General features: G+C 63.4%; 27 protein-coding genes. 11 read left to right on the top strand and 16 right to left on the bottom strand.

Annotation, left to right across the window (positions count from 1 at the left end):
- Nucleotides 1–1,178: formate-dependent phosphoribosylglycinamide formyltransferase (gene purT, locus P8Y64_06895; GenBank protein ID MEJ2060199.1), on the top strand; the 1,178-nt coding region annotated here is incomplete at its 5' end.
- Between the two features lie 4 nt (nucleotides 1,179–1,182).
- On the opposite strand, the gene P8Y64_06890 is transcribed toward purT, so the two are convergent.
- Nucleotides 1,183–1,998, bottom strand: coding sequence for a DUF2189 domain-containing protein (locus P8Y64_06890; protein MEJ2060198.1), 816 nt, complete (start codon nucleotides 1,996–1,998; stop codon nucleotides 1,183–1,185).
- 247 nt (nucleotides 1,999–2,245) lie between these two features.
- On the opposite strand from P8Y64_06890, the gene P8Y64_06885 reads away from it, so the two are divergent.
- The 3 genes from P8Y64_06885 (at nucleotide 2,246) to P8Y64_06875 (ending at nucleotide 3,374) form a co-directional block, all read left to right on the top strand.
- Nucleotides 2,246–2,671, top strand: a complete 426-nt coding sequence (locus P8Y64_06885; GenBank protein MEJ2060197.1) for a hypothetical protein — start codon at nucleotides 2,246–2,248, stop codon at nucleotides 2,669–2,671.
- A gap of 107 nt (nucleotides 2,672–2,778) precedes the next feature.
- On the top strand, nucleotides 2,779–2,964 hold the full coding sequence (locus P8Y64_06880; protein ID MEJ2060196.1) for a hypothetical protein: 186 nt from the start codon (nucleotides 2,779–2,781) through the stop codon (nucleotides 2,962–2,964).
- Between the two features lie 206 nt (nucleotides 2,965–3,170).
- Complete coding sequence (locus tag P8Y64_06875) at nucleotides 3,171–3,374, top strand: cold-shock protein (protein ID MEJ2060195.1); 204 nt, start codon at nucleotides 3,171–3,173, stop codon at nucleotides 3,372–3,374.
- Nucleotides 3,375–3,440: 66 nt separating this feature from the next.
- Here P8Y64_06875 and P8Y64_06870 read toward each other — a convergent pair whose 3' ends face one another.
- Entirely contained in the window at nucleotides 3,441–3,713 is a 273-nt protein-coding gene (locus tag P8Y64_06870; protein ID MEJ2060194.1) for an RNA-binding protein, read from the bottom strand.
- A 392-nt stretch (nucleotides 3,714–4,105) separates the two neighbouring features.
- Between P8Y64_06870 and P8Y64_06865 the strand changes: the two genes are divergently transcribed.
- Nucleotides 4,106–4,987 (top strand): NAD(P)-dependent oxidoreductase, encoded by an 882-nt coding sequence (locus tag P8Y64_06865; GenBank protein MEJ2060193.1) that lies wholly within the window; start codon nucleotides 4,106–4,108, stop codon nucleotides 4,985–4,987.
- Here P8Y64_06865 and P8Y64_06860 read toward each other — a convergent pair.
- Nucleotides 4,984–6,006, bottom strand: coding sequence for an alpha-E domain-containing protein (locus P8Y64_06860; protein MEJ2060192.1), 1,023 nt, complete (start codon nucleotides 6,004–6,006; stop codon nucleotides 4,984–4,986). The genes P8Y64_06865 and P8Y64_06860 overlap by 4 nt on opposite strands.
- Before the next feature lie 2 nt (nucleotides 6,007–6,008).
- Entirely contained in the window at nucleotides 6,009–7,466 is a 1,458-nt protein-coding gene (locus tag P8Y64_06855; protein MEJ2060191.1) for a circularly permuted type 2 ATP-grasp protein, read from the bottom strand.
- Between the two features lie 181 nt (nucleotides 7,467–7,647).
- On the opposite strand from P8Y64_06855, the gene P8Y64_06850 reads away from it, so the two are divergent.
- A complete protein-coding gene (locus P8Y64_06850) occupies nucleotides 7,648–8,385 on the top strand; it encodes a peptidase (protein MEJ2060190.1) in 738 nt (245 codons plus the stop codon).
- Between the two features lie 11 nt (nucleotides 8,386–8,396).
- On the opposite strand, the gene P8Y64_06845 is transcribed toward P8Y64_06850, so the two are convergent.
- From P8Y64_06845 to P8Y64_06835, 3 genes are all read right to left on the bottom strand, one after another.
- Entirely contained in the window at nucleotides 8,397–9,485 is a 1,089-nt protein-coding gene (locus P8Y64_06845) for a putative zinc-binding metallopeptidase (protein MEJ2060189.1), read from the bottom strand.
- A gap of 233 nt (nucleotides 9,486–9,718) precedes the next feature.
- Nucleotides 9,719–11,008 carry a DEAD/DEAH box helicase gene (locus P8Y64_06840; protein MEJ2060188.1) on the bottom strand — a complete coding sequence of 430 codons (1,290 nt, stop codon included), beginning with the start codon at nucleotides 11,006–11,008 and terminating at the stop codon, nucleotides 9,719–9,721.
- Nucleotides 11,009–11,252: 244 nt separating this feature from the next.
- Nucleotides 11,253–12,752 (bottom strand): diguanylate cyclase, encoded by a 1,500-nt coding sequence (locus P8Y64_06835; protein ID MEJ2060187.1) that lies wholly within the window; start codon nucleotides 12,750–12,752, stop codon nucleotides 11,253–11,255.
- A gap of 92 nt (nucleotides 12,753–12,844) precedes the next feature.
- Between P8Y64_06835 and P8Y64_06830 the strand changes: the two genes are divergently transcribed.
- Together P8Y64_06830 and P8Y64_06825 are read left to right on the top strand one after the other, a co-directional pair.
- On the top strand, nucleotides 12,845–13,804 hold the full coding sequence (locus tag P8Y64_06830) for a TIGR00730 family Rossman fold protein (GenBank protein MEJ2060186.1): 960 nt from the start codon (nucleotides 12,845–12,847) through the stop codon (nucleotides 13,802–13,804).
- A gap of 44 nt (nucleotides 13,805–13,848) precedes the next feature.
- Nucleotides 13,849–15,240: an MBL fold metallo-hydrolase gene (locus P8Y64_06825; GenBank protein MEJ2060185.1), complete on the top strand. Its 1,392-nt coding sequence runs from the start codon at nucleotides 13,849–13,851 to the stop codon at nucleotides 15,238–15,240.
- 29 nt (nucleotides 15,241–15,269) lie between these two features.
- Here P8Y64_06825 and P8Y64_06820 read toward each other — a convergent pair whose 3' ends face one another.
- From P8Y64_06820 to P8Y64_06800, 5 genes are read right to left on the bottom strand one after another with little or no spacing between them, the layout of a single operon-like run.
- Nucleotides 15,270–16,625, bottom strand: coding sequence for an ATP-binding protein (locus tag P8Y64_06820; protein ID MEJ2060184.1), 1,356 nt, complete (start codon nucleotides 16,623–16,625; stop codon nucleotides 15,270–15,272).
- A 16-nt stretch (nucleotides 16,626–16,641) separates the two neighbouring features.
- The gene (locus P8Y64_06815) at nucleotides 16,642–17,334 is read right to left on the bottom strand and encodes a response regulator transcription factor (GenBank protein MEJ2060183.1); all 693 of its coding nucleotides are present in this window, start codon (nucleotides 17,332–17,334) and stop codon (nucleotides 16,642–16,644) included.
- Between the two features lie 37 nt (nucleotides 17,335–17,371).
- On the bottom strand, nucleotides 17,372–18,577 hold the full coding sequence (locus P8Y64_06810; GenBank protein MEJ2060182.1) for an ABC transporter permease: 1,206 nt from the start codon (nucleotides 18,575–18,577) through the stop codon (nucleotides 17,372–17,374).
- Entirely contained in the window at nucleotides 18,577–19,293 is a 717-nt protein-coding gene (locus tag P8Y64_06805) for an ABC transporter ATP-binding protein (protein ID MEJ2060181.1), read from the bottom strand. Before P8Y64_06805 ends, P8Y64_06810 begins: the two co-directional genes overlap by 1 nt.
- An 8-nt stretch (nucleotides 19,294–19,301) precedes the next feature.
- Nucleotides 19,302–20,579 (bottom strand): efflux RND transporter periplasmic adaptor subunit, encoded by a 1,278-nt coding sequence (locus P8Y64_06800; GenBank protein ID MEJ2060180.1) that lies wholly within the window; start codon nucleotides 20,577–20,579, stop codon nucleotides 19,302–19,304.
- Nucleotides 20,580–20,772: 193 nt separating this feature from the next.
- Here P8Y64_06800 and P8Y64_06795 point away from each other — a divergent pair, with 193 nt between their 5' ends.
- The gene (locus P8Y64_06795) at nucleotides 20,773–21,315 is read left to right on the top strand and encodes a Spy/CpxP family protein refolding chaperone (protein MEJ2060179.1); all 543 of its coding nucleotides are present in this window, start codon (nucleotides 20,773–20,775) and stop codon (nucleotides 21,313–21,315) included.
- 150 nt (nucleotides 21,316–21,465) lie between these two features.
- On the opposite strand, the gene P8Y64_06790 is transcribed toward P8Y64_06795, so the two are convergent.
- Together P8Y64_06790 and P8Y64_06785 are read right to left on the bottom strand one after the other, a co-directional pair.
- Nucleotides 21,466–22,485: an MBL fold metallo-hydrolase gene (locus P8Y64_06790; protein MEJ2060178.1), complete on the bottom strand. Its 1,020-nt coding sequence runs from the start codon at nucleotides 22,483–22,485 to the stop codon at nucleotides 21,466–21,468.
- 221 nt (nucleotides 22,486–22,706) lie between these two features.
- Nucleotides 22,707–23,279: a cytochrome b/b6 domain-containing protein gene (locus P8Y64_06785; protein ID MEJ2060177.1), complete on the bottom strand. Its 573-nt coding sequence runs from the start codon at nucleotides 23,277–23,279 to the stop codon at nucleotides 22,707–22,709.
- Nucleotides 23,280–23,681: 402 nt separating this feature from the next.
- Here P8Y64_06785 and P8Y64_06780 point away from each other — a divergent pair, with 402 nt between their 5' ends.
- Complete coding sequence (locus tag P8Y64_06780) at nucleotides 23,682–23,885, top strand: cold-shock protein (GenBank protein MEJ2060176.1); 204 nt, start codon at nucleotides 23,682–23,684, stop codon at nucleotides 23,883–23,885.
- A gap of 97 nt (nucleotides 23,886–23,982) precedes the next feature.
- On the opposite strand, the gene P8Y64_06775 is transcribed toward P8Y64_06780, so the two are convergent.
- Nucleotides 23,983–24,615 carry a hypothetical protein gene (locus P8Y64_06775; protein MEJ2060175.1) on the bottom strand — a complete coding sequence of 211 codons (633 nt, stop codon included), beginning with the start codon at nucleotides 24,613–24,615 and terminating at the stop codon, nucleotides 23,983–23,985.
- A 253-nt stretch (nucleotides 24,616–24,868) separates the two neighbouring features.
- Here P8Y64_06775 and P8Y64_06770 point away from each other — a divergent pair, with 253 nt between their 5' ends.
- Nucleotides 24,869–25,192 (top strand): hypothetical protein, encoded by a 324-nt coding sequence (locus tag P8Y64_06770; GenBank protein ID MEJ2060174.1) that lies wholly within the window; start codon nucleotides 24,869–24,871, stop codon nucleotides 25,190–25,192.
- Nucleotides 25,193–25,223: 31 nt separating this feature from the next.
- Here the strand turns inward: P8Y64_06770 and P8Y64_06765 are convergent, their stop codons facing one another.
- Entirely contained in the window at nucleotides 25,224–25,619 is a 396-nt protein-coding gene (locus P8Y64_06765) for a S4 domain-containing protein (GenBank protein ID MEJ2060173.1), read from the bottom strand.
- Nucleotides 25,620–25,629 lie beyond the last annotated feature (10 nt).

Raw genomic sequence — 25,629 nt, 5'->3', positions numbered from 1 at the left:
CCAGCGCCACCCGGGTGATGCTTCTCGGGGCCGGTGAACTCGGCAAAGAGGTCATCATCGCCCTGCAGCGGCTGGGCGCCGAGGTCGTCGCCGTCGACCGCTACGCCGACGCCCCGGGCCATCAGGTGGCCCACCGGGCCCACGTCATCGACATGGCCGATCCCGCCGCGCTGCGCGCCCTCATCGAGCAGGAGCGCCCGCAACTGATCGTGCCCGAGATCGAGGCCATCGCCACCGACGAGCTTGCCCGCATCGAGGCCGACGGACTGGCCGAGGTGATCCCCACCGCCAAGGCCACCCAGCTCACCATGAACCGCGAAGGCATCCGCCGTCTGGCGGCCGAGGAACTCGGCCTGCCGACCTCGCGATACGCCTTCGCCGACAGTCTCGAGCAGCTGCGCGCCGCCATCGACGACGGCATCGGCTACCCCTGCATCGTCAAGCCGGTGATGTCCTCCTCCGGCAAGGGCCAGTCCACCCTCCGGGGCCCGGATGACGTCGATACCGCCTGGGAGTACGCCAAAAGCGGTTCGCGGGTCGATCGCGGCCGCGTCATCGTCGAGGAGATGATCCGCTTCGATTTCGAGATCACCCTGCTCACCGTCCGCGCCCTGACCGCACGCGGCGAGGTGGACACCTGTTTCTGCGCCCCCATCGGCCACCGCCAGGAGCGCGGCGACTACGTGGAAAGCTGGCAACCCCAGCCGATGAGCGAAACCGCCCTGGAACGCGCCCGGGACATCGCCGCCGGCGTCACCGGCGCCCTGGGCGGCCGCGGCCTGTTCGGGGTGGAGCTGTTCGTGAAGGGTGATCAGGTGTGGTTCAGCGAGGTCAGCCCGCGTCCGCACGATACCGGCATGGTCACCATGGCCACCCAGTGGCAGAACGAATTCGAGCTGCACGCACGCGCCATTCTGGGCCTGCCGGTCTCGCCGGTACTGCGCAATGCCGGTGCGAGCGCGGTGATCTACGGCGGCCTGGAACAGGCCGGTATCGCCTACGAGAATCTCGAGCAGGCCCTGTCCGTACCCCAGACCGACCTGCGCCTGTTCGGCAAGCCGCAATCCTTCCAGCGGCGCCGCATGGGGGTGGCCCTCGCCTACGGCGGCGACATCGGGGACTGCCGCGAACGCGCCGCCAAGACCGCCGGGCTGGTCCGGCCGGTGTCCGGGGAATAACCCCTCAGGCGCCGGAAGAAACCCCGCCGGTCAATACCTCGTGCCGCTGCCAGGCGCTGGTATCCAGCGTTTCCTGGTAGGCGTGCCAGGTTGCGTGGCCGATCAGCGGCAACAGGACCGCCAGGCCGAGAAACGCCGTCGCGAAGCCCAGCAGTACCGCCCCCAGGATGATGACGGCCCACTCCAGCATCACCCACTTGTTGCGCAGCACGGCGTTCACGCTGCTCACCACCGCGGTCACCACGTCGGCCTTGCGGTCCATGATCATGGGCAGCGAGAGGGCGCTGGCGCAGAAGACGACGGCGGAAAAGATCGCCCCCACCAGGGTGCCGACGCCCAGAAATGGCACCAGGTCGGCCAGTTCCGGCCGCGCCTCCATGGGAAAAAACACGTGCACCATCGAGGCCGCCCGCGCCCATACCAGGAACACCACCAGCAGAATGACGGCGAACACCAGCTCGTTGCCCAGGTGCCGCCAGCCCTCGCGCAGGCAGTAGCCCAGCTCGGGCTCGCGACCCAGCTGAAGCTGTCGGCTGATTGAATACAACCCGATGGCCAGCACCGGGCCGAGGAAAATAAAGCCGGAGATCAGGCTCAACAAAAAGGCCAGGTCACCGAACCATACGGCCAGCAGGCTGATCGCGTAGCTCAGCGCGACCATCACCGCACCATAGGTGAGGCTTTGCCGCGGCGCGCGCCGCAGGTCCTGCCATCCCAGCCGCAGCCAGCGCCAGGGGGCCTCCCAAGTCAGGATCCGGCAGGGCGCGGCAAAAGGCAGCGCCGCGGGATCGACCGGACCTGTACGATGTTTCTCGTTCACCACGCCCTCCCTCACCCGCACCGGCCCATCTCGGCGCAGAGGTTTGAGTCGCAACTGATGAATTTAGCCCAGTGGCGCCGGTCTGCAAGCCGGCATCCTTCCTGCATATATTTTGCGGTAAAAAAATTTCGCCCAGGGTCTGGACAAGTGGCAATCGCTGACTAATATTTCGGCGCCTATGGGCACCTGAATATCAGGCGCTCCAGGCGCGGCATTCAACGTCAACATCCTCGGTGTCAGGCAACCCATGAGCAAAAGCAAAACCTGGTTCGGCCACCTCGATGCGGGCACAAAAAGCAGCCCCGTCGCGCTCGATGAGCGGCTTGCGACCGGCGACCCCAAAACCGTTTATCTCTTCAACTTGGCACGCCGGGAATTCGTGGAATACAACCGCGAGATCGTCGAATCCAAACTGCGGGAACTCGAGGACGGCGAATCCGCCGTGACCCCCGAACTCAAAGCCGCCTTCGAGCGCGCGCGCCGCCAGTTCACCCCGCGCGGCGGCAAGGCGGCGGGCATCCCCGAACGCACCACCGGCGGCAAGCCTGCACCCGACCCCGACGAGGAAAAGGACGAACTTGCCGAACTTATCGGGGGCGACGAGGACATCAGCGAGGACGATGACGAAGAGAACACCTGGTCCGACGAGGACGACGAAATCGACGAGGACTGAGGCGATTCGCCACGGCGGATCCGCAGGGCTTGCGCAGCATGATCTGCGTCAATGAACGGGCACGGACCCCGAGGGAGAATCATTCAGGTTCGACGACGAGGATCATCATGAGCGGTTGGGGCTGTCCACACGAACTGAACGGCCGCTGCCAGCGGGTGGCCAACCGGGCCTGCGAGCCCGGCATGAAGGGTTGCGTGCTGGCCGGCCGGTTCCTGTTCAGCGATCCGGCAAAGAATACCGCCCGCACACTGCGCACCAAGGCGCACTATCGCAAACCGCCCCGCCAACGCTGAGGACACCGCCAGCCACGTACGGATCGCATCGGCGCCGCCGTGCATCGCTTGGCATTCCCTCCGACCCCGACTATGATCAACTGCGTTGCAGTCGTTCTTGTCACCGATTTGGATACAGCCTGCCCGTTCCGTTCCCGCCCACATCCTGCGTCTCACAGGAGCCGCTGCACACCACCCGTCCCATATCGAGATCCGAGGTAATTGCCGTGCTGACAGGAACTGTGAAATGGTTTAACGAAACCAAAGGCTTCGGTTTCATCACCCCTGACGACGGTGGCAAGGATGTCTTCGTACATTTCTCGGCCATCTCAGCCAGTGGTTTCAAGACCCTGACGGAAGGACAAAAGGTTTCCTACGAAATCCAGGAGACACCCAAGGGGCTTGCGGCGGCGAACGTGATTCCGATCTGAGCGTTCCCCCTGAATGCAGAACCCCGCCGGTGGCGGGGTTCTTTATGGGTGGCATGCCGCGGTAACTCAGCGCCTGCCGCGCCGGCGTCCCTTACTGTCTTTGGGCTGTTCTTCGTTCACCCGCAGGGGGCGACCCTTGAAGTCCGAGCCGTCCAGGCCCGATATCGCCGCCCTGGCCTCATGGCCTTCCATGTCGACGAAACCGAAGCCACGGCACTGGCCGCTGAACACGTCCACGACCAGCTTCACCCCGCGCACGGTACCGTGCTGGGAAAACAGTTCCCGGATTTCGGCTTCTTTGGTATCGGGCGCTAGATTGCCCACGAACATTCTCTTCATACTACTCTCCTCCAAATTGGGACGCCCCACCACAACCACAGCAGCGCACGCGGAAAGACGGCGGCGCAGCTCACGCTCCCGAAGGGGGAACGGTGAAACCGACATGGGCAGGCCGGCGCTGGATTCTGGTCGATCTGTCCGAGACCTGACGCCGACGGGATACCGGGGGATGCCTGGGCTTAAGGACACGCCGCGATGGCTGTGGGGAATGGCCGCACCGGGCCGGATATTCAGGCGAAGCGTCAGGCACCTGTTTGGTGCACAAGGGGCGAATTGTAACACACACCCTCGCGGCATCCACCCGCAATGCTTGAAAACCGCTGCTGGCACCGACGATCGGGCCAGAACTTTTTTGCTCGCCGGGTAACCTAGTGAGTACACAGGAGGAGCACATGAAACAGATCGGATTCATCGGCCTGGGCGCCATGGGCGCACCTATGGCCTGGAACATCCACAAGGCCGGTTATGGCCTGACGGTCTACAACCGCAGCCCGGACGCCAGCCGGCCTTTCGCCGACGCAGGCATTACGGTGCAGACCAGCCCGGCCGCCGTGGCCCGGGACTCGGACACCGTCATCATCATGGTGAGCGACCCGGCAGCGCTGGACGCTGTGCTGCACGGTCCGGAGGGCGTGCTCGCCGGTCTGGGACAGAACAGCCTGGCGATCAACATGAGCACCGTCGATCACGCCGCCACCCTGCAGGCCGCCGAGGCGGTGACCGGCGCCGGGGGACGGTTCATCGACGCACCCGTGTCCGGCACCGTCAAACCCGCCGAGGACGGCACCCTGGTGGTGCTGGCGGGAGGCGAGGCCGCGGACATCGACGAGGCCACCCCCCTGTTGGAGGCGATGGGCAAGGCCGTGGTGCGCTGCGGCGCGGCCGGCCAGGGCACGCATATGAAGCTGGTGCTCAACCTGATGCTGGGCGGCATGATGGAGCTGCTGGCCGAAGGACTGATGCTGAGCCGGCGCTTCGGCCTGGATGCCGAACAGGTTCTTGGCGCGATTGCCGCCGGCCCGCTTGGTGCCCCGCTCTACCAGATGAAAGGCGAGATGATGGTGAAAGGCCGCTTTCCCAAGCAGTTTCCGATCGACCTGCTGTTCAAGGATATGAACCTCGTGCTGGGCGAGGCCGGCCGCAACGGCGTGCCGCTGCCGGCAATCGCGGCCGTGCGCGAACAGCTCAGTGCGGCGCGCGCACTCGGTCATGGCGACGAGGACATGGCCGCCATCATCCGGGTGCTGGAACACGCCAGCGGCGCGGCGGGCTAATCGGCGCTCGCCACCGGTCGGGGAACGGCCTTCTTGCGGGAGGCGGAACGTTTGGCGCGCTGGCCGGCACGCTTGGCGCGCGGCAGGTCGCTCATCACGAAATAGGTTTCCGTGATCTGCGCATGCAGCCTGCCCAAAGCCAGCTGCAGCCGGTCGACGTAACGATGCAGACCGGCATTGTCCAGGCGCGTCACCCGGCTCTTTTCCACCCGTGACACCAGCGCGGTGACGGATTCGAGCGGGACGGCATTGCGCGGCAGATTGCGGATCGAACCGGCGACCTCGCCGACGCTGTGCAAAAAAGCGCGCGGGAACTGCGGGTCCTTGAACAGGAACTCGAGCACCTCACGCCGGCGCACGGGCACCTGCATCTGCTGCCGGTAGGCCTGATAGGCGGACAGCGACTGCAGCAGGCTCATCCACTGGATGTTTTCGAACGGCGCGAATTCGGCGGCCGGCTCCTCGTTGAGCAGGTTGCCGGTGCGCACGTCAACGATGCGCGTGGTCATGTCCGCGCGTTCCAGGTTGCGCCCGATGCGCAGGAACTCATAGCCGAAATCGTGCAGCATGGTCCCGGCCAGCAGCCCGGTAATCTGCTGGGTGGATGAAATCACGCCCACGAGATTGTCGTAGCGCCGGCTGCGCGCCAGCCCCGAGGACAGCTCCGCCTTGGCGCTCAGACACAGGGCGTTGATCCGCTCCCAGCCCTCGCGCGGAATGACGTCGCGGATGGTGCGGGCGTTTTCGCGGGCATGTTGCAGCGAACTGAGCAGGGAAGCCGGATTTTTCGGCTCCGCCACCAGAAACCGCACCACGTTGCGTTCGGTGGGTTCGCTGTAGGTTTCCTGGAACTCCTCATCCGAGCCGGTGATCTCGATCAGCGGATACCAGCCCAGCGGAACGCGGCGCGGCAGGTCCAGCATCAAATGGGTATTCACGTTGACCAGGCGTGCGGTGTTTTCGGCACGCTCCAGATAGCGTCCCAGCCAGTAGATCCGTTCGGCGACGCGCGACAGCATGTCTACAACCCCGCCTCGTCCACGATCCAGGTGTCCTTGCTACCGCCGCCCTGGGAGGAATTCACCACCGTCGAGCCCTTGCGCAGCGCCACGCGCGTCAATCCGCCGGTGGTGACGTAGGTGGACTTGCCGGACAGGATGAAAGGGCGGAGGTCGAGATGGCGCGGCTCCGCATGATCGTCGACCAGGGTCGGTGCGGTGGACAGGGTCAGCATGGGCTGCGCCATGTAATTGCGCGGGTTCTTCTTGATCAGCTTGGCGAATTCCTCGCGCTCGGCGCGCGTCGACTGCGGACCGACCAGCATGCCGTAACCGCCGGACTCGTTGGCCGGCTTCACCACCAGTTTGTCGAGATGCGCCAGCACATGGTCGCGGTCCTGTTTATTCACGCACAGGTACGACGGCACGTTGGGCAGGATGGGATCCTGATCCAGATAGTAGCGGATGATCTCGGGAACGTAGGTGTAGATCACCTTGTCGTCCGCCACGCCGGAGCCCGGCGCATTGGCGAGCGCCACCTTGCCCTTTTTCCAGGCCCGCAGCAGGCCGGGCACCCCCAGCATGGAATCGGGGCGGAACGCCTCCGGGTCCATGAACAAATCGTCGATGCGCCGGTAGATCACATCCACCCGCACCAGGCCTTCGACGCTGCGCATGTAGACGCAGTGGTCGTCGCCCACCAGCAGGTCCGAACCCTCCACCAGTTCCGCGCCCATCTGCTGGGCCAGGTAGGCATGCTCGAAATAGGCGGAGTTGTAGATGCCGGGGGTCAGCACCACCACCTCGGGCCGGTCGCCCTTGCGCGGCGACAGCGAGGCCAGCATCTCGTACAGCTGGGAAGGATAGTCGTCGACCGGCTCGATGCTGTAGTCCTCAAACAGCTCGGGAAACACGCGCTTCATCACCTGGCGGTTTTCGAGCATGTAGGACACCCCGGACGGCACCCGCAGGTTGTCTTCCAGCACATACACCGTGCCGTCCTTGTCGCGCACCAGGTCACTGCCGCAGATATGCGCCCACACGCCGAACGGCGGGCTGACGCCCACGCATTGCGGCCGGAAATCACGCGAGTTGTTGATCAGTTCGGCGGGGACGATGCCGTCCTTGATAATGCGCTGATCGTGGTAGAGATCATCGATGAACAGGTTCAACGCCTGCACACGCTGCTTCAGACCCTGTTCGACCCGGTCCCATTCCTGTTTGGCGATGATGCGCGGGATGATATCGAAGGGCCAGGCACGGTCGATGGAGCCGCCCTCCTCCTCGGAATACACTGTAAAGGTGATCCCCATGGTGCGGATCGCGAGTTCGGCGGCGGCCTTGTGGTCGATGAGCTCCTGGTCGCTGAGACCGCGCAGGTAGGTGCACAGGGACGCAGCGGCATCGCGCGGCTTGCCGGCTGCGCGAATGAGCTCGTCATGCAAGCCTTTGACCGAATAGTTGCGCCAGTTGATCGTCATAACAATGCCCGTACACACTTAACCATACTTGCAATCGCTTGTCTTGCGTGCAAAATTCAGGCGCACTGTCTCCTAATGGCCATTAATTTCAAAAACCACGCACCAGATTCGCTGCCGGCGCACCGCATTGGTGCGCAAAACGGCCTCTCTATAATTCAACGCCCAAGCAACTTTTGCCTCCATGACCTACTGTCTCGCCATCAAGGTTGAATCCGGCCTGGTCTTCGCCTCCGACAGCCGCACCAATGCGGGCGTCGACCATTTCAGCACCTATAGCAAGACATATGCATTCGACATGCCAGGCGAACGCAGCTTCGTCCTGCTCAGCGCCGGCAACCTCGCCACCACCCAGGCTGTGGCCAACCGTATTCAAAGCGATCTGGAAAATCCCGAGGCGGCCGTCAGTCTTAAAACGGTGCGATATCTGTTCGACGCGGCGGAATACGTCGGCCGGCTGAACTGCGAGGCACAGGAGCAGCACTGCGCGCACCCGCCGAAGACGCACGTCAACCACGAGGCCACGTTCATCCTGGGCGGGCAGATCGGCAATCAGCCGCACGAGATGTTTTTGATCTATCCGGAAGGCAATTACATCGCGGCCTCGCCGGCCAAGCCGTACCTGCAGATCGGGGAAATCAAATATGGCAAGCCGATACTCGATCGTGTCGTGCGGCCGGATACCACCCTGGAAGACGCCGCGCGCTGCGCGCTGGTTTCGCTCGACTCGACCATGCGCAGCAACCTGTCGGTCGGCGCGCCCTTCGAAATCACGATCTACGACCGCGACAGTCTCAACACCGGGCGGCGCCTGTCGTTCGACGTGGACGATCCGTTTTTTATGGATTTGCAGGAAAGCTGGAACGAAGCGCTCAAGAACAGCTTCACGACGCTGCCCCGCTTCAACTGGGAAACGGATTAAACCGGCACCGCTTACCGGCCGGTGTCCCGGATGAGCCGGTGGACGAAGCCGACCTTCCTGGCCGCGACGCCGGTCAGCGAGAAGGGATAGGCATCCGGCAGGCCCATGCTGCGATTGAGATCGTTGAGCGCCGTCGTCAGATGACGCCAGTCATCGAGCAGCGCCTCCAGATCCGGCATCGGTTCGTTCCCGGCGATGCCGTTGGTCAGCGAGCGCAGGCTTTGGCCGTTCAACGCCAGTTGGTGATCGTGCGCCGTCTCCAGCGTATCGACCAGATGCAGGTAGTGCGCCCAGGTCTCCGCCCAGTCCTCCCAAGGGTGGGCGGCGGCATACGCGCTCACATAAGCGGCAGGCCAGTCTGCCGGCGCCCCGCCGCCGTAGTAGCGTGACAAGGCCTCATCGTAATCCTGCCGTTCATCGCCGAACAGGTCGCGAAACTCTGCCAACCGGTCGCTGTCGGATTCGACCAGTTTGTACCAGTAGTAATGCCCGCTCTCGTGCCGGAAATGTCCGAGCAGTGTCCGGTACAGCTCATTCATACGTTCACGAATATGCTCGCGTGCGCTCGGATCGGCCTCCGCCAGATTGATGGTGATGGTCCCGGCCCGATGCCCCGTCATCACCTGGCTGGACTCGCTGAAGGCATCCGTGAACTCGGAACTGGTATCAACGCTCTCCAGGAACTGGAAGGAAAGGCCGTGCTGGGGATCGACCTCCTTGCCTTCGATCGGCAACCCCAGGCCGTCCAGGGTGTACAACAGCCGGCGCTTGGCCGTCTCGATGTGATGCCACAAACGAAGGTTCCCGGGCTGGGACAGGTTGGGAATGATGTGACTCAGGCGGCAGGAACAACACAGCGGGTTGGGGTCGTCCTCCGGCACCATCCAGTTGCATACCTGCTGGGTGGTGTAGTTCGCGCACTTGCGGTAGCGCCTGTCCTCGAGCCCCTGCAGGGCGGATGTCCACAACTCGTCCCCCGCCGGCACCAGCGGGCTGTGCACACGCTGGTCGGGCAGGTAACCGAGCGTCTTGCCGCACACCAGACAGCGGGTATTCTCGAAGAACAGCTGGTTACCGCAGGTGCATCGAAAGGTCTTCATGTCGGGCGTTCAGCGGGGTCGGGTGTGGCGACGACAGCGAATTGGCGGCGCAGATACTCGGTTATCGGAACCGACATTGTACACACCCCCGTGACGACAACGCATGACTTGACCGGGCGGATATCGTGGTGTGACGTCGATATAAAAAAGGCGCCGACCGCGGATGCGATCGACGCCTTGCATGGCTGAACGGGCCGGCGTTCGCGCGGGCCCGCTCAATCCTGCCGCTTCGCTTACCGTGCCGCCGAAGCGGTGGAGCGGCGATTCCGCCATTTCTGCCCGCCGGGTTTGCCGCCGTTTCCGCCGCGACCACGGCCGCCGGCCGGCTTCCCGAAACGCGGACGGCCCTTGTTCGACGCCTTGCGCGGGGGCCGGCTGATGTCCCAGGCCTGCGCGGGTTCGAAACCGTCCATCACCGTGGCGGGAATATCCGACTTGAGCAGCTTCTGGATGGCATGAAACGGTTCATGCTCGTCGTGACAGACGAGCGAGATCGCCGTGCCCGTTTCGCCGCCGCGCCCGGTACGGCCAATGCGGTGCACATAGTCCTCCGGATTCTGCGGCAACTCGAAATTCACCACGTGCGGCAGGCTGTCGATATCCAGCCCACGCGCCGCGACGTCAGTGGCCACCAGGGCGCGCACCGACTGGCGCTTGAAGGATTTGAGCGCACGGGTGCGCGCACCCTGGCTCTTGTCGCCGTGGATCGCCGTGGCCTCGATACCGTCGGTCTGCAACTGCTTGGCCAGGCGGTCGGCACCGCGCTTGGTGCGGGTGAAGACGAGCACCTGGCGCAGGTTCTGCGAACCGATCAGATAGGACAACAGCTCGCGCTTGCGCCCGTGATCGACCATATAGGCCTGCTGGGTCACCGCATCGGAGGCGGCGTTGGTGCGCGCCACGTTGATGACCTGCGGATTGTGCAGCAGCGACTGCGCCAGCTTGCCGATCGGACCCGCGAAGGTGGCGGAGAACAGCAGGGTCTGGCGCTGCTTGGGCAGCAGGCCCAGGATCTTCTGGATCGCCGGCATGAAGCCCATGTCGAGCATGCGGTCGGCCTCGTCCAGCACCAGCATCTGTACGTTGGACAGGTCCACGCTCCGGCGCGTGACGTGATCCAGCAGACGCCCCGGGGTCGCGACCAGGATGTCCACGCCCTTTTCCAGGGCGCGGATCTGGGGATTGATGTTCATCCCGCCGTAGACCACCGTGCTGCGCAGGGCGAGGTACTTGCCGTAGGTGCGCACGCTTTCGGCCACCTGGTCAGCGAGTTCACGGGTGGGCGCCAATACCAGGGCACGCACGCGCCGGCGTCCGGGCTCACTGGTACGGCTCAGGTTCTGGAGCATGGGCAGGGTAAAGGCGGCGGTCTTGCCGGTGCCGGTCTGGGCGCCGGCCATCAGATCATGACCTTCCAGCGCAACCGGAATGGTCTGGGCCTGCACGGGCGTGGGATTGCTGTAGCCCTGTTCTTTGACGGCACGCAGCAGTTCGGCATCGAGGCCGAGAGAGGAAAATGACATATGGAAACAACTCCGTTAACAACTGCCAAGGCGGCACCGACCCCAAGGGGCCAGAGGATGATTTCGAGAATTGAGGAATGGCCTTGGCAGAAGGCAGACCACAACCGGTTTGCGTGTACCGGCGTAGTCACATAGACGGGTGTCTGGCTGGTACTTTCAACGCCCGCGAAAACAGGGCGGAATTAACAAACGCGCGAAGCATAACACACCACCACAGCGCGGCCTATCATTTTTTTCTGTCAGATCAGGTATCACCGGCCATATGCAGCCGGTTCTTGCCCTGGTCCTTGGCCTCGTACAACGCCTCGTCGGCATGCTTGAGCGCCAGATCCAGATCGCCTTCGAAGGGTGCCAGACCGATGCTCAGCGTCAGCGACAAGACCCCGGACGGGGTACGCACACGCAATGCGGTCACATGCCTGAGCAAGTCCTCGGCCAGGCAGCGGGCGCCCTGCATATCGGTATCCGGCGCCAGGATGCAAAACTCTTCGCCCCCCAGACGGGCGATCAAATCGTATTTGCGCAGACGGTCCCGACAGCACTCGCTCACCGCGCGCAGGGCGGCATCACCCGCCGCATGACCGTGCGTATCGTTGATGACTTTGAAGTCGTCGATATCCAGCATCAGCAGGGCGAAGCGGGCGCCGCTGCGTTGCGCACGCGACGCCTCCTTTTCCGCCTGAGCGATAAAGGCGCGCCGGTTCAAAAGGCCGGTCAGCTCGTCCGTATTGGCCTGTTCCTGCAGCTTTTCGTTCAGATCGTGCAGCGCCTGGGTGCGCTCCTGGATGAGGTCCTCCAGGGAATGATTGATTTCCCGCAGCTCGCGCTGCTGCGCCACCAGAACCAGCGCGGCGAAACCGATGCTGAATATGAACAGCATGGTCTGCGTCATGGAACCCCATTCCCCCTCGATGGCGAAAGGCCCCAGCCCGCGCAACGCCGCGATGGACAGTACCAGCGACATCACCAGCATGAACAACGAAGTGCCACGCAACCCCGTGCGCAGCGTAATCCAGACTGCCAGCGGCACGAGCAGGAACACCGACTCCTTGGCCTGAAACAAGGCGAGCACGAAAATGACGACTATGGCGATCGATATCCCGAGTATCTCGGAACGCGCCACACCCGTCGCGTCGGGGTGTCGCGGCACGGCCCAGGCCAGGGCCAGTGGCACCACGATGAATATGCCGTGCATATCCGCCAGTGAGATCGAGGCCCAGTCGACCAGGAACCCGTGCGACTCGCCAGCCGGCGATGCGGGCAGGAAGCCGCCGATCGCGTACAGCGTCACCAGCGCGAAGGCGCCGACCATCCCGGGCAGGGTGACGACAAACAGCATGAAGCGCACCACCGACTCGACGCTCGCCAACCCGCGGGAACCGATGAAATGCCGGTGTAGACGGTATGCGATCAACGCCTCCATGGTGTCGATCGTGGCCGCACCCAGCCCGAAAAACAGCGCCTTGAGCCACGCCAGGTGTCCGTGTTCGGGCAGCAGAAAGGGGGTGTTGGCAATCAGCGAACCCAGCAATACCGCCGGCCACAGCCGTTCGCCGAACAGAATCAGGGCCGCCACGGCCACGCCGGCCGGCAGCCACAGCAATGCCAGCGGCGTACCCTGAAATCCGGCCAGCGCGATGCCGAACCAGGCCAGCCCGACGTACAGACACAACACGCATGCGAAGATCAGCGGCTGCGGCATCGCCCGGCCGCGGGGCGGCAGAAGGGACGTATGCGGTTCCATGCTCACAGACATGGGTTAAATATATAGGAACCCTACGGTCTGTGGGAGTTCTGACCATTGTCCCCGAATCTTGCGTGTGATTTGATGCAGCCATGAGCGACAACGACCCTCTCGACCCGAACGCCATACCGCGCCCCGCACATCCGGAAAAACGCCAGGAACCCCTGCCCTGGCATGAACCCAAACCGGCGGCGGAGGACCCCGACGCGCCCTACCGCATCAAGGCCATCCTGGAAAGCCCCAGCTATCGTCAGGCGGATCAGGACGTCGATTTCCTTAACCGGGACGATACCCGCGGCCTGCGGCTGCAGGTGGACTACCTGAAGCCGGAGTTCCTGCTCGAACAGCACGGCATCGATCACACCATCGTGGTCTTCGGCAGCACCCGCATACCTGAACCGGCCTCGGCGCAACGCCGGCTGGCACGCGTGCGCAAGGCCCTGGACGCCGCCCCGGACGATGCGCATCTGCAACGCCAGCTACGCGTCGCACAACGCCTGGAGGCCAAGAGCCACTATTACGACACGGCGCGCGAATTCGGCCGGCTGGTCGGCAGCTCCGGACACGGCCCCGCGGACAGCCGCGTGGTGGTCATGACCGGCGGCGGCCCCGGCATGATGGAGGCTGCCAACCGCGGCGCCTTCGACGTCGGCGCGAAATCCGTCGGCCTGAACATCAACCTCCCGCATGAACAGTATCCCAACCCCTATATCACGCCCGACCTCTGCTTTCGCTTCCATTACTTCGCTCTGCGCAAGCTGCATTTCCTGCTGCGCGCCAAGGCGCTGGTCGCCTTTCCCGGCGGCTACGGCACCTTCGACGAACTGTTCGAAACCCTGACCCTGATCCAGACCCGCAAGATCAGACCGGTACCGGTCATTCTGGTCGGAAAAGACTACTGGCGCCGGGCCATCGACGTGGAGTTCCTGGTCGAGGAAGGCGTGATCGACTCCGAGGACCGGGAACTGTTCTGGTTCGCGGAGACCGCCGAGGACATCTGGGAGGGCATTCAGCGCTGGCACGAAGCCAATGGAGAACCGCTGTTCGAATAAACCGGGCACCACCGTGCCCGCGACAAAAACAAAAGGAGAATGACTTGAAGCTATCCTTCCATGGCGCCGACCGCGGCGTGACCGGTTCCTGCCATCTCGTCGAATGCGCGGGCAAACGCATACTCATCGACTGCGGCATGTATCAGGGCGGCCGCGAACTGGATCAGGAGAATGCCGAGCCCTTCGGGTTCGACGCCCGCGACATCGATTACGTCCTGCTTACCCACGCCCACCTCGATCACTGCGGGCGGCTGCCCCTGCTGGCAAGAAGGGGGTTCCATGGCGAGATCATTACCACCGCCGCCTCGCGCGAACTGGCGCGTCTGGTGATGATGGATTCCGCCAACCTGGCGGAGGAAGAGGCGCGCTACCAGGCCCGCAAGGCGGCACGCCACGGACGCAAACGCAGCGCACGCGCCAAGCCGCTGTACAACGTGCTGGACGCCTTGAACACCCTGGACTTCTTCGGCCGCACCGCACGCTACAACAAGCCGCTCGACATCGCTCCCGGCATCCGCGCCACCTTCCTCGACGCCGGCCACATCCTCGGCTCGGCCAACGTCCTGCTGGAACTGGACGAACTCGGCGACCGCCGCCGCATCCTGTTCTCGGGTGACCTGGGCAACAACGGCCGTGCCCTGCTGCGCGATCCCGCCACGCCGCCGCACGCGGACATCGTGGTCATGGAAACCACCTACGGCGACCGCCTGCACCGCGCCCTCGAACCTTCCGTTGACGAGCTGTATGACGCCATCAACAGCACCTTTCAGCGCGGCGGCAATGTCATCATTCCCACCTTCGCCCTGGAACGCGCGCAGGAAGTGCTCTACTACCTGCGCGAAGGGGTCGAACAGCACAAGCTGCCGCGCGCCATGCAGGTGTTTCTCGACTCGCCGATGGCCATCTCCGCCACCGAAATCTTCCGGCGCCATCCCGAGTGCTTCGACGAGGAAGCATTGGAACTGCTCCAGAATGGCGACGATCCCTTCGAGGTGCCGGGCCTGCATTTCACCCGCGAGACCGCCGAATCCATTGCGCTCAATCAGGTCGAGGCCGGCGCGGTCATCATGGCGGGCTCGGGCATGTGCACCGGCGGCCGCGTGCGCCACCACCTCAAGCACAACCTGTGGCGCAACGACTGCAGCGTCATCTTCGTCGGTTTCGCCGCGCGCGGCACGCTGGCCCGCCGGATCATCGACGGCGCCAAGACCGTGCGCATATTCGGCGAGGAGATCCCCGTACGGGCGAGCATTCACACCATCAACGGATTTTCGGCGCATGCCGACCAGGCCGAACTGCTTGCATGGCATGCCAAAACCAAAGCACCGCGCACCATCCTGGTCCATGGCGAGGAAGACACCATGGAAAAGTTCGCCGCACTGCTCAAGGACACCGAAGTCCTGATGCCGGATCTGAACGATGAACTGGAACTGTAACGCCCGCGGAACGCGGGTGAAGCGCCCGCTCAGGAACGCATGCCGATCGGCAGGCGCATGGTGATACACAAACCGCCTTCGGGGCGATTGGCGGCACTGATCGTTCCGCCTAGCGCCTCGATGGCCTTCTTGGCGATGGCCAGCCCCAGTCCGTAGCCCTGCAGGGCACCGGTCGCCTCGCCCCCCACCCGCACAAAGGGTTTGAACATCTCTTCGAGCTGGTCCGGCGCCACGCCGGTCCCGCCGTCGCAGACCGAAACCACACATTCGTCCGCCGCCGTGTCGGTGCGCATCACCACCTCAACCGGGCGGGCGTCGACAGTGTATTTCAAGGCATTGCGAATCACGTTCTCGAATGCCCCGCGCAGCCACTCGCTGCGCGCGGTCAGGGTGACGTCCGCGCCGATGGACAGTGTCACGCGCCGGCCGAGCGATTCGGCCTCGAAACGCGCATCGGCCACCACGTCTTCCAGCACTTCACCGACATCGACCGCCTCCATGGGCCAGCTTTGCATCCCGGATTCCAGGCGCGACAGGGTCAGCACGTGGCTGACCAGTTCGTCCAGACGCTGGCTTTCGCGCTCGATGCGCTCCAACGCCAGCTCCACCTTGTCCGGCTGTTGCCGGGCCAGCGCCACGGCCACCTGCAGCCGGGCCAACGGCGAACGCAGTTCATGCGAGACGGCGTGCAACAGGCGCTTTTGCGCTTCCAGCAGCAATTGCAGGCGCCCGGCCATATGGTCGAAATCGCGCCCCAGGTCGGCGATCTCGTCGCGCCGCCGGCCGATCGACGGCATCACGCGCGTATCGAGCGCACCCTCGGCCAGTTGTCCGGTGGCGCGCTGCAGGTGCCGCACCGGCTGGGTCAGATACCAGGCCATGCCGGCACTGAACAGCAGACTCGCCACCGAGATGACTATCAGCCCCAGCGGCATGGGGTCACGCCGCGGCGGGTGACGCCTGGGCTCGGCGGCCACCTCCGCCGGAATGAACAGCACATAACGGCTGCCGTCAGGGGCCTGGACCGACTGCACGCCCGGCACGTCGTGCCGCTCGTCCTGCAACTGGCGCACACGAGCCAGCGCCCCCTGCGGCACCAGACGCCCGAGCAGGTCCTGGCCCTGCGCATCCACGATCAGCACCGGCCGCGCCCGCATATGGGGAGGCTCTTCGTGGATCAGCGCCTTGATGGCCGGCTCGCCCCCGTATTGCAGGGCAATGGCGGCGGTCGAGACGCGGTAACCGGCGCGGGGCCCGACGGCGACTTCCTGCAGAGACGAGACCTCGCGCTGGAAGTGATAGTGGACCAGCCAGCCCACGCCCCCCGCCACCAGCATCAGGGTCAGCCAGAAGCCGAGAAAGATTTTCCAGAACAAACGTCCCATGCAGCGACTCCGACCGTCAGACCTCGATGTACTGATAACCGACGCCACGCACCGTTTGAATCGGCGAACGGCCGTCATCGAGCAGTCCCAGCTTGCGCCGCAGGTTGCTCACATGCATGTCGAGGCTGCGGTCGTAACGGGCCAGCGAACGCCCCAAAGCGCGCTCGGAAAGCTCCTGCTTGCTGACCACCTCACCCGCCTTGTGCATCATCACGCTCAGGACGTTGAATTCGGTGCTGGTCAGTTCGAGTGCTTGCCCGTCCCATTCGGCCACACGCTTGCCCGGATACAACACGGCCTTGCCGATTTTCAGCTCCCGATGGGCGTGATGTTCGCCCTCGTCCGAGTTGCCGGCGCGGCGCAGGATCGCGCGCAGCCGCGCCACCAGCTCGCGCGGATTGCAGGGTTTGGGCAGGTAGTCGTCGGCGCCCAGTTCCAGGCCGACGATGCGATCCACGTCGTCGCCTTTGGCGGTCAGCATCAGCACGGGAACGGACGCCTCCTGGCGAATCCTGCGCAACGCGTCCAGGCCGCTGAGTCGCGGCAGCATCACGTCCAGCACGACGACGTCGTAGCCGCCTTCCACGGCGCGCTGGGCACCGGTTTCGCCATCGTGTACCGCATCGACCTCGAAGTCCTCGGCCTCCAGGTACTCCGCCAGCATGGCGCACAGCTCCACATCGTCATCCACCAGCAATACACGACTCATCAATGAACGGACCTCAGAATGATTACGACGCGCGGCCTTATTCGTAACGCAGCGCTTCGATCGGATCGAGCCGCGCCGCTTTTTGTGCCGGGAAGTAACCGAACACGATACCGACGGCGGCGGAGAACAGGAAGGCGACCACCACGATCCCGGCATTGAAGATGAACGGGATATTCAACACTGAGGCAGCTCCCACGGAAGCCGCCAGCGCCAGGATGATGCCGAGCAGTCCGCCGAAGGAGGACAGCACCGCCGCCTCGACCAGAAACTGCAACAACACCTCCCGCTCCTGCGCCCCGATCGCCAGCCGGATTCCGATCTCGCGCGTCCGCTCGGTCACCGACACCAGCATGATGTTCATAATGCCGATGCCGCCGACCAGCAGGCTCACCGCCGCCACGGCGCCCAGCAAGGCGGTCAGCACCCGCGTGGTGCCGGCCAGGGTCTGCGCGATCTCGCGCATGTCCATGACAGAGAAATCATCGCTCTCCGAACCCTTGATGTGACGCCGTTCGCGCAGCAGATACTCGATATCCCGCTTCACCTTCTCGGTATCCGCGCCCTCCCTGGCCGACACCTGGATCAGGTTGACGTCGAGGTTGCCGGCGATCCGGCGCGCAAAGGTCCGAAACGGCATCACGATCAAGTCGTCCTGGTCCTGGCCCATGGCCGACTGTCCCTTGGCCTCCAGCAGCCCGATCACATCACAGGACATCTTGCCGATGCGGATCTTGCTGCCGATCGGATCCAGCGTGCCGTACAGTTCGCTGCGCACCGTCTCGCCGATGATGCAGACCGCGCGTCCCGTGCGCATTTCGCCCGCAGTGAACAGGCGGCCCTCGGCCAGGGTCCAGTTGCGTATCTTGAAGAACTGATCGTCGGTGCCGGTTACTCCCGTGGACCAGTTCTCGTTGCCGAGCACGGCCACCGCCGCCTGCGAGGAAGTCGGCGCCACGGCCGATACGGAACCGACCTCCCTACCGATCGCCTGCACGTCGGCCAGATCGAACGCCGGCGCCGCCGAGCGGATACCCGGCCCCAGGCGCTGTCCCGGGCGGGCGATGAGCAGATTGCTGCCGAGGCTGGAAATCTGCTCGGTGACCTGCGCGGTCGCGCCACCACCGATGGTCACCATGGTGATCACCGCGGCCACGCCGATGACGATGCCGAGGATGGTCAGAAACGAGCGCATCAGATTCCGGCGCATTTCACGCAGCGCGAGGATCAGGGTATTCCACAACATCAGCGCATCCCCTCCGTCGGGACGTCCTCGATGGCCCCGTCCCTGAAATGAATGACACGTCCGGCATACTCGGCCATCTCCGGTTCGTGGGTGACCATCGCGATGGTGATGCCGCGTTCCTTGTTGAAACTGGTGAGGAGCTCCATCACCTCGATACCGCGCGCGGTATCGAGATTGCCGGTCGGTTCGTCGGCGAGCAGGACGGACGGCTCGGTCACAATGGCGCGCGCGATCGCCACCCGCTGTTGCTGCCCGCCGGAAAGTTCGCCGGGCGTGTGCCGCTCCCACCCCCCCAGGCCGACCGCCGCCAGGGCCTGTCGCGCACGCGCATGACGATCCGCGGCGGATACCCCGCGATAGACCAATGGCAGCTCGACGTTTTCCAGCGCCGAGGTACGCGCCAGCAGATTGAATCCCTGAAAGACAAAACCGAGATAATTCCGCCGCAACAGGGCGCGCTGGCCGCGCGTCAGGGCGCCCACGTCCACGCCGCGAAAGCGGTAGTGACCCTCGGTCGGCACATCCAGACACCCCAGGATGTTCATGCAGGTGGACTTGCCCGAGCCGCTCGGTCCCATCAGGGCAACGAACTCGCCTTCACGGATACTGAGGTCGATGCCCCGCAGGGCCCGCATGGCGGCCTGCCCCTTGCCATAGACCTTGGTAACGCCGCTGAACTGAAGCAGCGATTCATCCACGGGTGCGTAATCGGCCATGGCGTGCATTACTGCTTGACGTTCGTGTAGTCCACCAGCAGGGGCATGTCCGGACTGATGTCGCCCTTTACGACCGCGGTCATCTTGCCGTCCGACGCGCCTACCGTCACCGGAATCGCCACCGGTTTGCCGTTCTTCAATGTCCAGACCCGTTTCTTGCCTTCACCCAGCGGTTGTTCCGGCTTCGCCGTATGCGACGCGGGGCGCGGGAAAAGCCGGCTGAAAATACTCCGCGACCCGCCGCTCGCCGTCTTGGTAACGGGCGGCGTAAAGCGCAATGCAGCATTGGGAATCAGCAGGGCGTTCTTCAACGACTCGACCGTGATGTCCACCGTGGCCGTCATGCCCGGCCGCAGGGAAAGATCGGCGTTGTTCACAGACAATATCGTGTCGTAAGTCACCACGCCGTCCACCGTCTGCGGCGCATATCGCACCTGGGTGACGAGCGCCGAATAGATTCGATCGGGGTAGGCGTCCACCGTAAAGGTCGCGTGCTGCCCTTCCTTGACCTGCCCCACATCCGCCTCGTCCACGGCCACGTCGAGCTCCATCTGCTTGAGATTCTCCGCCAGCGTGAACAGCACCGGCGTCTGCAGGGAAGCGGCCACGGTCTGGCCCGGTTCCACGCTGCGTTCGAGCACGATGCCGTTGATCGGCGACACGATCACGGCCTTGGAAAGCGTCGTGCGATCGGAATCCACCTGGGCCTGGGCCTGCTTGACCTGGGCACGCGTCACCTCGAGACCGGCCTGTGCCCGGCTATAGGCGGCCTGTGCGGTGTCCACATCGTCCTGCGAGGCCATCTCCCGCTTCACCAGGGTCTTCAGGCGATTGAGGCGGTTGCGGGTTTCCAGCAAGGTCGCCTGCGCCTCGAGCACCTTGGCCTTGGCGACGGTCAACTCGGCCTCGGACTGGCGCAGCTTCGCGCTGAGCTGATCGGTATTCAGCTTGGCCAGCAGCTGACCGACCTTCACGTGGTCGTTGTAATCCACCTCCACCGACTCCACCGTACCCGAAACCTCGGTGCCGACATCCACCTGGTTGACGGGCTCGATCGTCCCGGTCGCGGTCACCGTCACCGTCAGATCGCTGCGCTTGGCGAGGGATGTCTCGTAGCGGATACCGTTATCCTTGCCACCGCTGAAAACCATTACCAGCAGCAGTACGACCAGCAACAACCCGATACCGGCCAGCCAGCGCCAGATATGCCAGTGGTGCCGCGCATGCTGTTCCAGCCCGAGTACCCGGCTGACGTCCGTATCGCGGTTGGGATTCTGCTCAGACATGGACTTACACCTCGGATAAACGATCTCGCCTGACTGCAATATTGGCACAATGGCCGGGCCCCGCTGTATCGCTTGACCCTCCTTTACCTAGTTTTACCTCTACCTGCCCCAAGCTTGCACGTCCGCTGCGCATACTTCACTCCAAGGTCAGACCGAATAAGCGGCTGACCGTGCCACTATCCAGGAGTGAATCATGAAGCACGGAAAATTCATTCGAAACGGTATCTTCGCCGTCGCATTGACAACCCTCGCCGCAGGTACGGCTTACGCCTGGCCCGGGGGTGGCGGATTCGACGGCCACGGACCGCAGCACGCAAGCTGCAGGCATCACGGCGGAGGCATGCATCGGTTCATGGCCGGCCTCAACCTGACGGACAAACAGCGGGATGAAATCTTCAAGATCCGGTACGAGCAGAAACCGGTCGTGCGCGAAAAGATGAAGGCCCTGTTCGAAATCCGTCGCTCATTGCGCGATGCGACCCTCGCGGACCACTACGATGCGAAGCACGTCAAAACGCTGGCCGACAAACAGGCCAAGCTGAACGCCGAGTTGATCGTGATGCGCAGTGACACCATGCACCGCATCTACAGCGTGCTCAATCCGGCACAAAAGAAGCAGTTGGAAGAGATCCGTAAACAGCGCGCCGAACGGTTTGCCGAGCGCCACTCGGGAAAACCCGGCATGCCCGGCATCGGCGGTCCCGGTGGCGGTCCCGGCGGCTACATGAACCAGTGACCCGGTTGCGACGATCTCTTCAGATTGCGGCTCTCCCTCCTCAGCGCACATTCCCCTAGGTGCGCAAGGCTGACCGGAGCAGATCTCGTACCGTCTGCTCCGGTCCTTTTTACCTGATACCACTAAGCGCGCTTGCCGCGCCCAGTCCGATTACTCGCCCAGGTTGTATACCTGCAAATCCCCGGCCGTTGCGATCGAGCCCTGGTAGCCCTGGGCGCGGATCAGCTTTTTCACCTCGCCCAGTCTCGGCTGGGTCACCGGCGTAATGTGCGACAACACCAGCTCGCGCGGATCGGCCGCCCTGGCAACCTGCCCCATACGACTCGGCGTAGTGTGCAGTTTGAAGAACACGCCGTCGTGCGGCCCGTTCGGCAGCTTGTCCATGATCGCAGTGTCATAGATCAGCAGATCGGCCCCCTTGGCGAGCTTGATCATATTGCCGGTCTTGCTGCTGGTATCGCCCGAATAGACGATGCTCTTACCCTTGTATTCGATGCGGTAGGCCAATGCCGGTGCGGGGCCATGCACCACCCCAACGGCCTTGACCACCAGACCACGGTCATTCAGCACCGTTCGCACCGGCAGCTTCGGGTTGGGATCGATATCGTGCGCCGTATAGGCGAAAGTGCCGGCACTGATCGCCTTGGCGAAGATATGCAGATAACGCTCGATGCCGTCCGGCATGGCGTACAGTGCATTGACGTACTGCGTCGTCGAAGGGTATTGAGTCACCTTCGAACCGGGAAAGGTGATCCCGTTGGCACCCGGTCCGTAAATATTGATCGGCTCGCTACGCTTGACCCCTGCGCCCCGACTGTGGAAATAAATCGTCTTGATAATGGCCGACATGTCGGAGGTATGGTCGATATGCAGGTGGCTGAGCAGGACCAGACTCAGATCCTTGACGTTGGTGCCGCTCGCCGCCAGTCGTTCGAATGTCCCGCCACCGGCATCCATCAGGATGCGTGGTTTGCCATCCACGAAAATCAGATAGCCGGCGCTCGCGCGTCCGCTCGCCATCGCCACCGGGCCACCGGAACCCAACACCATGACGGAAAGACCGGGCTTGACCTGATTGACCGCCAGGTCGGCCGCCTGCCCCACTCCGCCCGATGCCAGCACCGCCAGGCAGAACAGTACGGCCAGATAGTTGCGAATCCTGATAGACATGTTTCCCTCCTCCGTGTGTTATGGCTAAAGGAGGGTTATATAGACAACCGTCCGGCATGCTGCCAGCCGTGCCCCGTGACAGGAGGATGAACAAGCGCGGCGATCCGTGTATCGACGACATCAAGCGCGCAACAGGCGAAGAGATGACGGTGTCGGGTACGCATCCCTGCCCAACATAGGTGCCGGCAACGGCGTACGCACGACATGTGCACCAATGACGATCAATCCGGCTCCCTGCGCTTGAGGCCGGTCACCATCGAGCGCGGCAGGTTCTCACGGTGCAATACGCTGCCGACCGCCACACCGACAAGATGTACCGCCACCAGAATCAGCGTGAGGTTGGCGAAGAATTCGTGCCCGCCCTCGAAGACCTCTTTCCAGAAATGGCTCACTCCCGCGAGCGAATCCGCAAGCGGACCGGCCCCTTCCTTGGCGGCGTACGCGGCCAGCCCCAGCATGGTCGTCGCCAGCAGCGAACCCAGCAAAGCGAGCACCATCGCCCCGCCCGCCGGGTTATGGCCCAGGTAGCGCTTGCCGCGCAGCCGAACCAGGTCCTTGAGATAGGCGATCACCGTTGCCGGCCGGTAGATGAAATCGCTGAAACGCGCGTAGCGCGTACCGATCACGCCCCAGGCCAAGCGAAAACCGATCAGCCCGAGCACCACGTAACCCGCCCATACATGGAGGGTCTGCAGTTCGTCGCCCGTCAGGTAGGCAATGCCGAACGCCAGCACCAGACTCCAGTGGAACAGGCGCACCGGCAGGTCCCAGACCCGGATCGTGTTACCAGCCATATTCGATCTCCCGTTTGATCCGCCTCCAACGTTAGCGCGGTGCGCTGAACCTCGGCTTAATCCTTCCACTCCTGCCGCATATCACCGGCATATCCAGTGCCGCCGATTAGCCGATCCACTGTCGGTCGATCCGGTTCCATCGTTCAGGAAAAATGCCGCGGCGAACGGTCACGAGAGGACCATACAATGCGCGATAATTGGCGCGGTTTTTGCTGCCATTTCACCGGATTTGGCTGCAAAGATTTTCGTGGTGTTTTGCCGACCAGGGTAGTAGACTGCCTCACAGCTGCAGTTCCGGCTTAGGTTAATTTTGGTGGTTCCCTTCGGCAATGCCCCATTCCCTCACGACCTGCAGTCAAAACCAACAATCATTTTTTTAATTAGTAACTAGGTAAAATCATTATGGCTACAGGTACCGTGAAGTGGTTCAACGAGTCCAAGGGTTTCGGCTTCATTGCCCCCGATGACGGCGGCGCTGACGTGTTCGTGCATTACAGCGCGATCCAGGGCAGCGGGTTCAAGACCCTGGCCGAAGGCCAGAAGGTCTCCTTCGATGCCCAGCAGGGCCAGAAGGGTCTGCAGGCTGCCAATGTTGTGCCCCAGTAAGACCGGCTGATCCAGCACTCGATAAAAAAGAACCCCGCCGAATGGCGGGGTTCTTTTTTTGCCCCCATGCCGCCTTGCGACGGCGGCGCGACATGCGTTACTTGCTCTGCGTCGCCTCCTGGCGAATCTTCATCAGTTCCGCGCGCTTCTGATCCAGTTGCTTGATCAGCCCCTGAGTCTTGGGATCATCCTTTTTCATGGCGGTGATGATCGCTGTCATCAGCTGGCCGCGCGCCTGCTGCACATCCTTGTCCTCCATGGCCTGCTCCTGCGCCTTCTCGAACGCCTGGCGCTTCTGCTGGAACTCCAGAGCCAGCTTGCGGCGCTTGTCATCCGGCGTGCTCTTGTCCTGTAGCTGTTTCACCAGACCACGCAGATCGGCCATCTCCTTGTCGGGCGAATGACCGTTCTTTTTCATCTTCGTCTTGAGCATGTCGGCGAATTGCTCCTGCTGTTTCTGCAATTCAGGATGCGCCTTCATGGTCTTGTCCTGAATCTGGCCCAGCTGACGCTGGATCTGCATCATTTCAACGCGCTTTTGCTGAAAGGCCTGAATCAGTTTCTGTTGTTCCGGACTCAGGGAGTGCGGAGCACCCTGCGGGGCCTGAGCGGGCTGCTCCGCCTGCACAGGCGCAGCGATCGTCAGACCGGCGGCAAAGACAACGGCCGTCAGGGCGCGCGCTATATTCTGTACGGTCTTCACGGAATCCCGTTGCTGTATATCGGACATGGTGGAAATGTACTCCTCGGTAGTAAATTGCTTTCCTGAAGGGAATGCGCCCGGCCGCAAACCGGAAATAGCTTGGATGGACGTCTGTTCAGAGTAACAGCATTCCCCCGGCCACTGTCAAACCGCTGGCAGCCGCGTGTTGGGCCTTCTAGACTCCTGGTTCTACATCCCGAGGGGAACCCGTGCGCGGTATCCGGGTCGATTGCATAGCGTGCCCGGCTATCACGTGCCGGCGCCTTACCGAGGAGAGACCATGCGAGACTACAACAACATGCCACGGCTTCCCCTGAGCGACGAAAAGCTCGTCACCAAGGCTCATCTGCAGATCCAGCGACTGGAACCGCTGATCCTGGAAATGCCGGCGGACATGGACATCAGCATCGACGGCAGCCAGTTCAACTGCCGTGAGATCCGTGCCAACGGCCTGGTGGCCGAGTGCGACGTCATCCCCGCGCTGACCCTGCTGGCCCAGCGCCACGAAATCCCGCAGCTCGAGGAGATCGGCAAGCTGGTCGACGAGTACGACATGACCATCGACATCGATCCCGAAGAACACCGGATCATCATCCATACCTGAGCGCCATATCGGATGCCGCTACGGGCCGGTGTCAATCACCGCCGGTCTTGAATCGGATGATCTGCCTTCTCGATTTCTTGTCGGGACGATGCGTGGGGTGCGGTGCCGCCATCCGGGCCAGCTTGCGCTGCTCGGCGGCCTGCTCCCGTGCCGCCTGGCTGGCCACGGTTTCCTCGTAGAGCGCTGCCGCCCGGCTTGCCGGACCACGCCGGTCCGACAGGTCGCGCACCACCACCGTCCACTCCTGCGGCCCTTTCCTGATACGCAGCTCGTCACCCACGCGCAGGGCGCGCGCGGGCTTGACCCGTTCGCCATTGAGATGCACGTGACCGCCGCTCACCGCCTCGGAGGCGAGACCGCGCGTCTTGAAAAACCGCGCCGCCCACAACCACTTGTCGAGACGCAGCGAAGACAGCTCACCAGTCATATCAATGTTC

The organism is Gammaproteobacteria bacterium (assembly GCA_037388465.1).
GTDB lineage: Bacteria > Pseudomonadota > Gammaproteobacteria > SpSt-1174 > SpSt-1174 > JARRKE01.
This window is presented reverse-complemented; position numbering and strand designations above follow the sequence as displayed.

Bases quoted from the DNA above. Each gene is read 5' to 3' on its own strand.
- P8Y64_06885 (MEJ2060197.1), top strand. From the start codon at position 2,246: ATGAGCAAAAGCAAAACCTGGTTCGGCCACCTCGATGCGGGCACAAAA.
- P8Y64_06880 (MEJ2060196.1), top strand. From the start codon at position 2,779: ATGAGCGGTTGGGGCTGTCCACACGAACTGAACGGCCGCTGCCAGCGG.
- P8Y64_06870 (MEJ2060194.1), bottom strand. From the start codon at position 3,713: ATGAAGAGAATGTTCGTGGGCAATCTAGCGCCCGATACCAAAGAAGCC.
- P8Y64_06865 (MEJ2060193.1), top strand. From the start codon at position 4,106: ATGAAACAGATCGGATTCATCGGCCTGGGCGCCATGGGCGCACCTATG.
- P8Y64_06860 (MEJ2060192.1), bottom strand. From the start codon at position 6,006: ATGCTGTCGCGCGTCGCCGAACGGATCTACTGGCTGGGACGCTATCTG.
- P8Y64_06855 (MEJ2060191.1), bottom strand. From the start codon at position 7,466: ATGACGATCAACTGGCGCAACTATTCGGTCAAAGGCTTGCATGACGAG.
- P8Y64_06850 (MEJ2060190.1), top strand. From the start codon at position 7,648: ATGACCTACTGTCTCGCCATCAAGGTTGAATCCGGCCTGGTCTTCGCC.
- P8Y64_06845 (MEJ2060189.1), bottom strand. From the start codon at position 9,485: ATGAAGACCTTTCGATGCACCTGCGGTAACCAGCTGTTCTTCGAGAAT.
- P8Y64_06840 (MEJ2060188.1), bottom strand. From the start codon at position 11,008: ATGTCATTTTCCTCTCTCGGCCTCGATGCCGAACTGCTGCGTGCCGTC.
- P8Y64_06835 (MEJ2060187.1), bottom strand. From the start codon at position 12,752: ATGGAACCGCATACGTCCCTTCTGCCGCCCCGCGGCCGGGCGATGCCG.
- P8Y64_06830 (MEJ2060186.1), top strand. From the start codon at position 12,845: ATGAGCGACAACGACCCTCTCGACCCGAACGCCATACCGCGCCCCGCA.
- P8Y64_06820 (MEJ2060184.1), bottom strand. From the start codon at position 16,625: ATGGGACGTTTGTTCTGGAAAATCTTTCTCGGCTTCTGGCTGACCCTG.
- P8Y64_06815 (MEJ2060183.1), bottom strand. From the start codon at position 17,334: ATGAGTCGTGTATTGCTGGTGGATGACGATGTGGAGCTGTGCGCCATG.
- P8Y64_06810 (MEJ2060182.1), bottom strand. From the start codon at position 18,577: ATGTTGTGGAATACCCTGATCCTCGCGCTGCGTGAAATGCGCCGGAAT.
- P8Y64_06805 (MEJ2060181.1), bottom strand. From the start codon at position 19,293: ATGGCCGATTACGCACCCGTGGATGAATCGCTGCTTCAGTTCAGCGGC.
- P8Y64_06800 (MEJ2060180.1), bottom strand. From the start codon at position 20,579: ATGTCTGAGCAGAATCCCAACCGCGATACGGACGTCAGCCGGGTACTC.
- P8Y64_06795 (MEJ2060179.1), top strand. From the start codon at position 20,773: ATGAAGCACGGAAAATTCATTCGAAACGGTATCTTCGCCGTCGCATTG.
- P8Y64_06790 (MEJ2060178.1), bottom strand. From the start codon at position 22,485: ATGTCTATCAGGATTCGCAACTATCTGGCCGTACTGTTCTGCCTGGCG.
- P8Y64_06785 (MEJ2060177.1), bottom strand. From the start codon at position 23,279: ATGGCTGGTAACACGATCCGGGTCTGGGACCTGCCGGTGCGCCTGTTC.
- P8Y64_06780 (MEJ2060176.1), top strand. From the start codon at position 23,682: ATGGCTACAGGTACCGTGAAGTGGTTCAACGAGTCCAAGGGTTTCGGC.
- P8Y64_06775 (MEJ2060175.1), bottom strand. From the start codon at position 24,615: ATGTCCGATATACAGCAACGGGATTCCGTGAAGACCGTACAGAATATA.
- P8Y64_06770 (MEJ2060174.1), top strand. From the start codon at position 24,869: ATGCGAGACTACAACAACATGCCACGGCTTCCCCTGAGCGACGAAAAG.
- P8Y64_06765 (MEJ2060173.1), bottom strand. From the start codon at position 25,619: ATGACTGGTGAGCTGTCTTCGCTGCGTCTCGACAAGTGGTTGTGGGCG.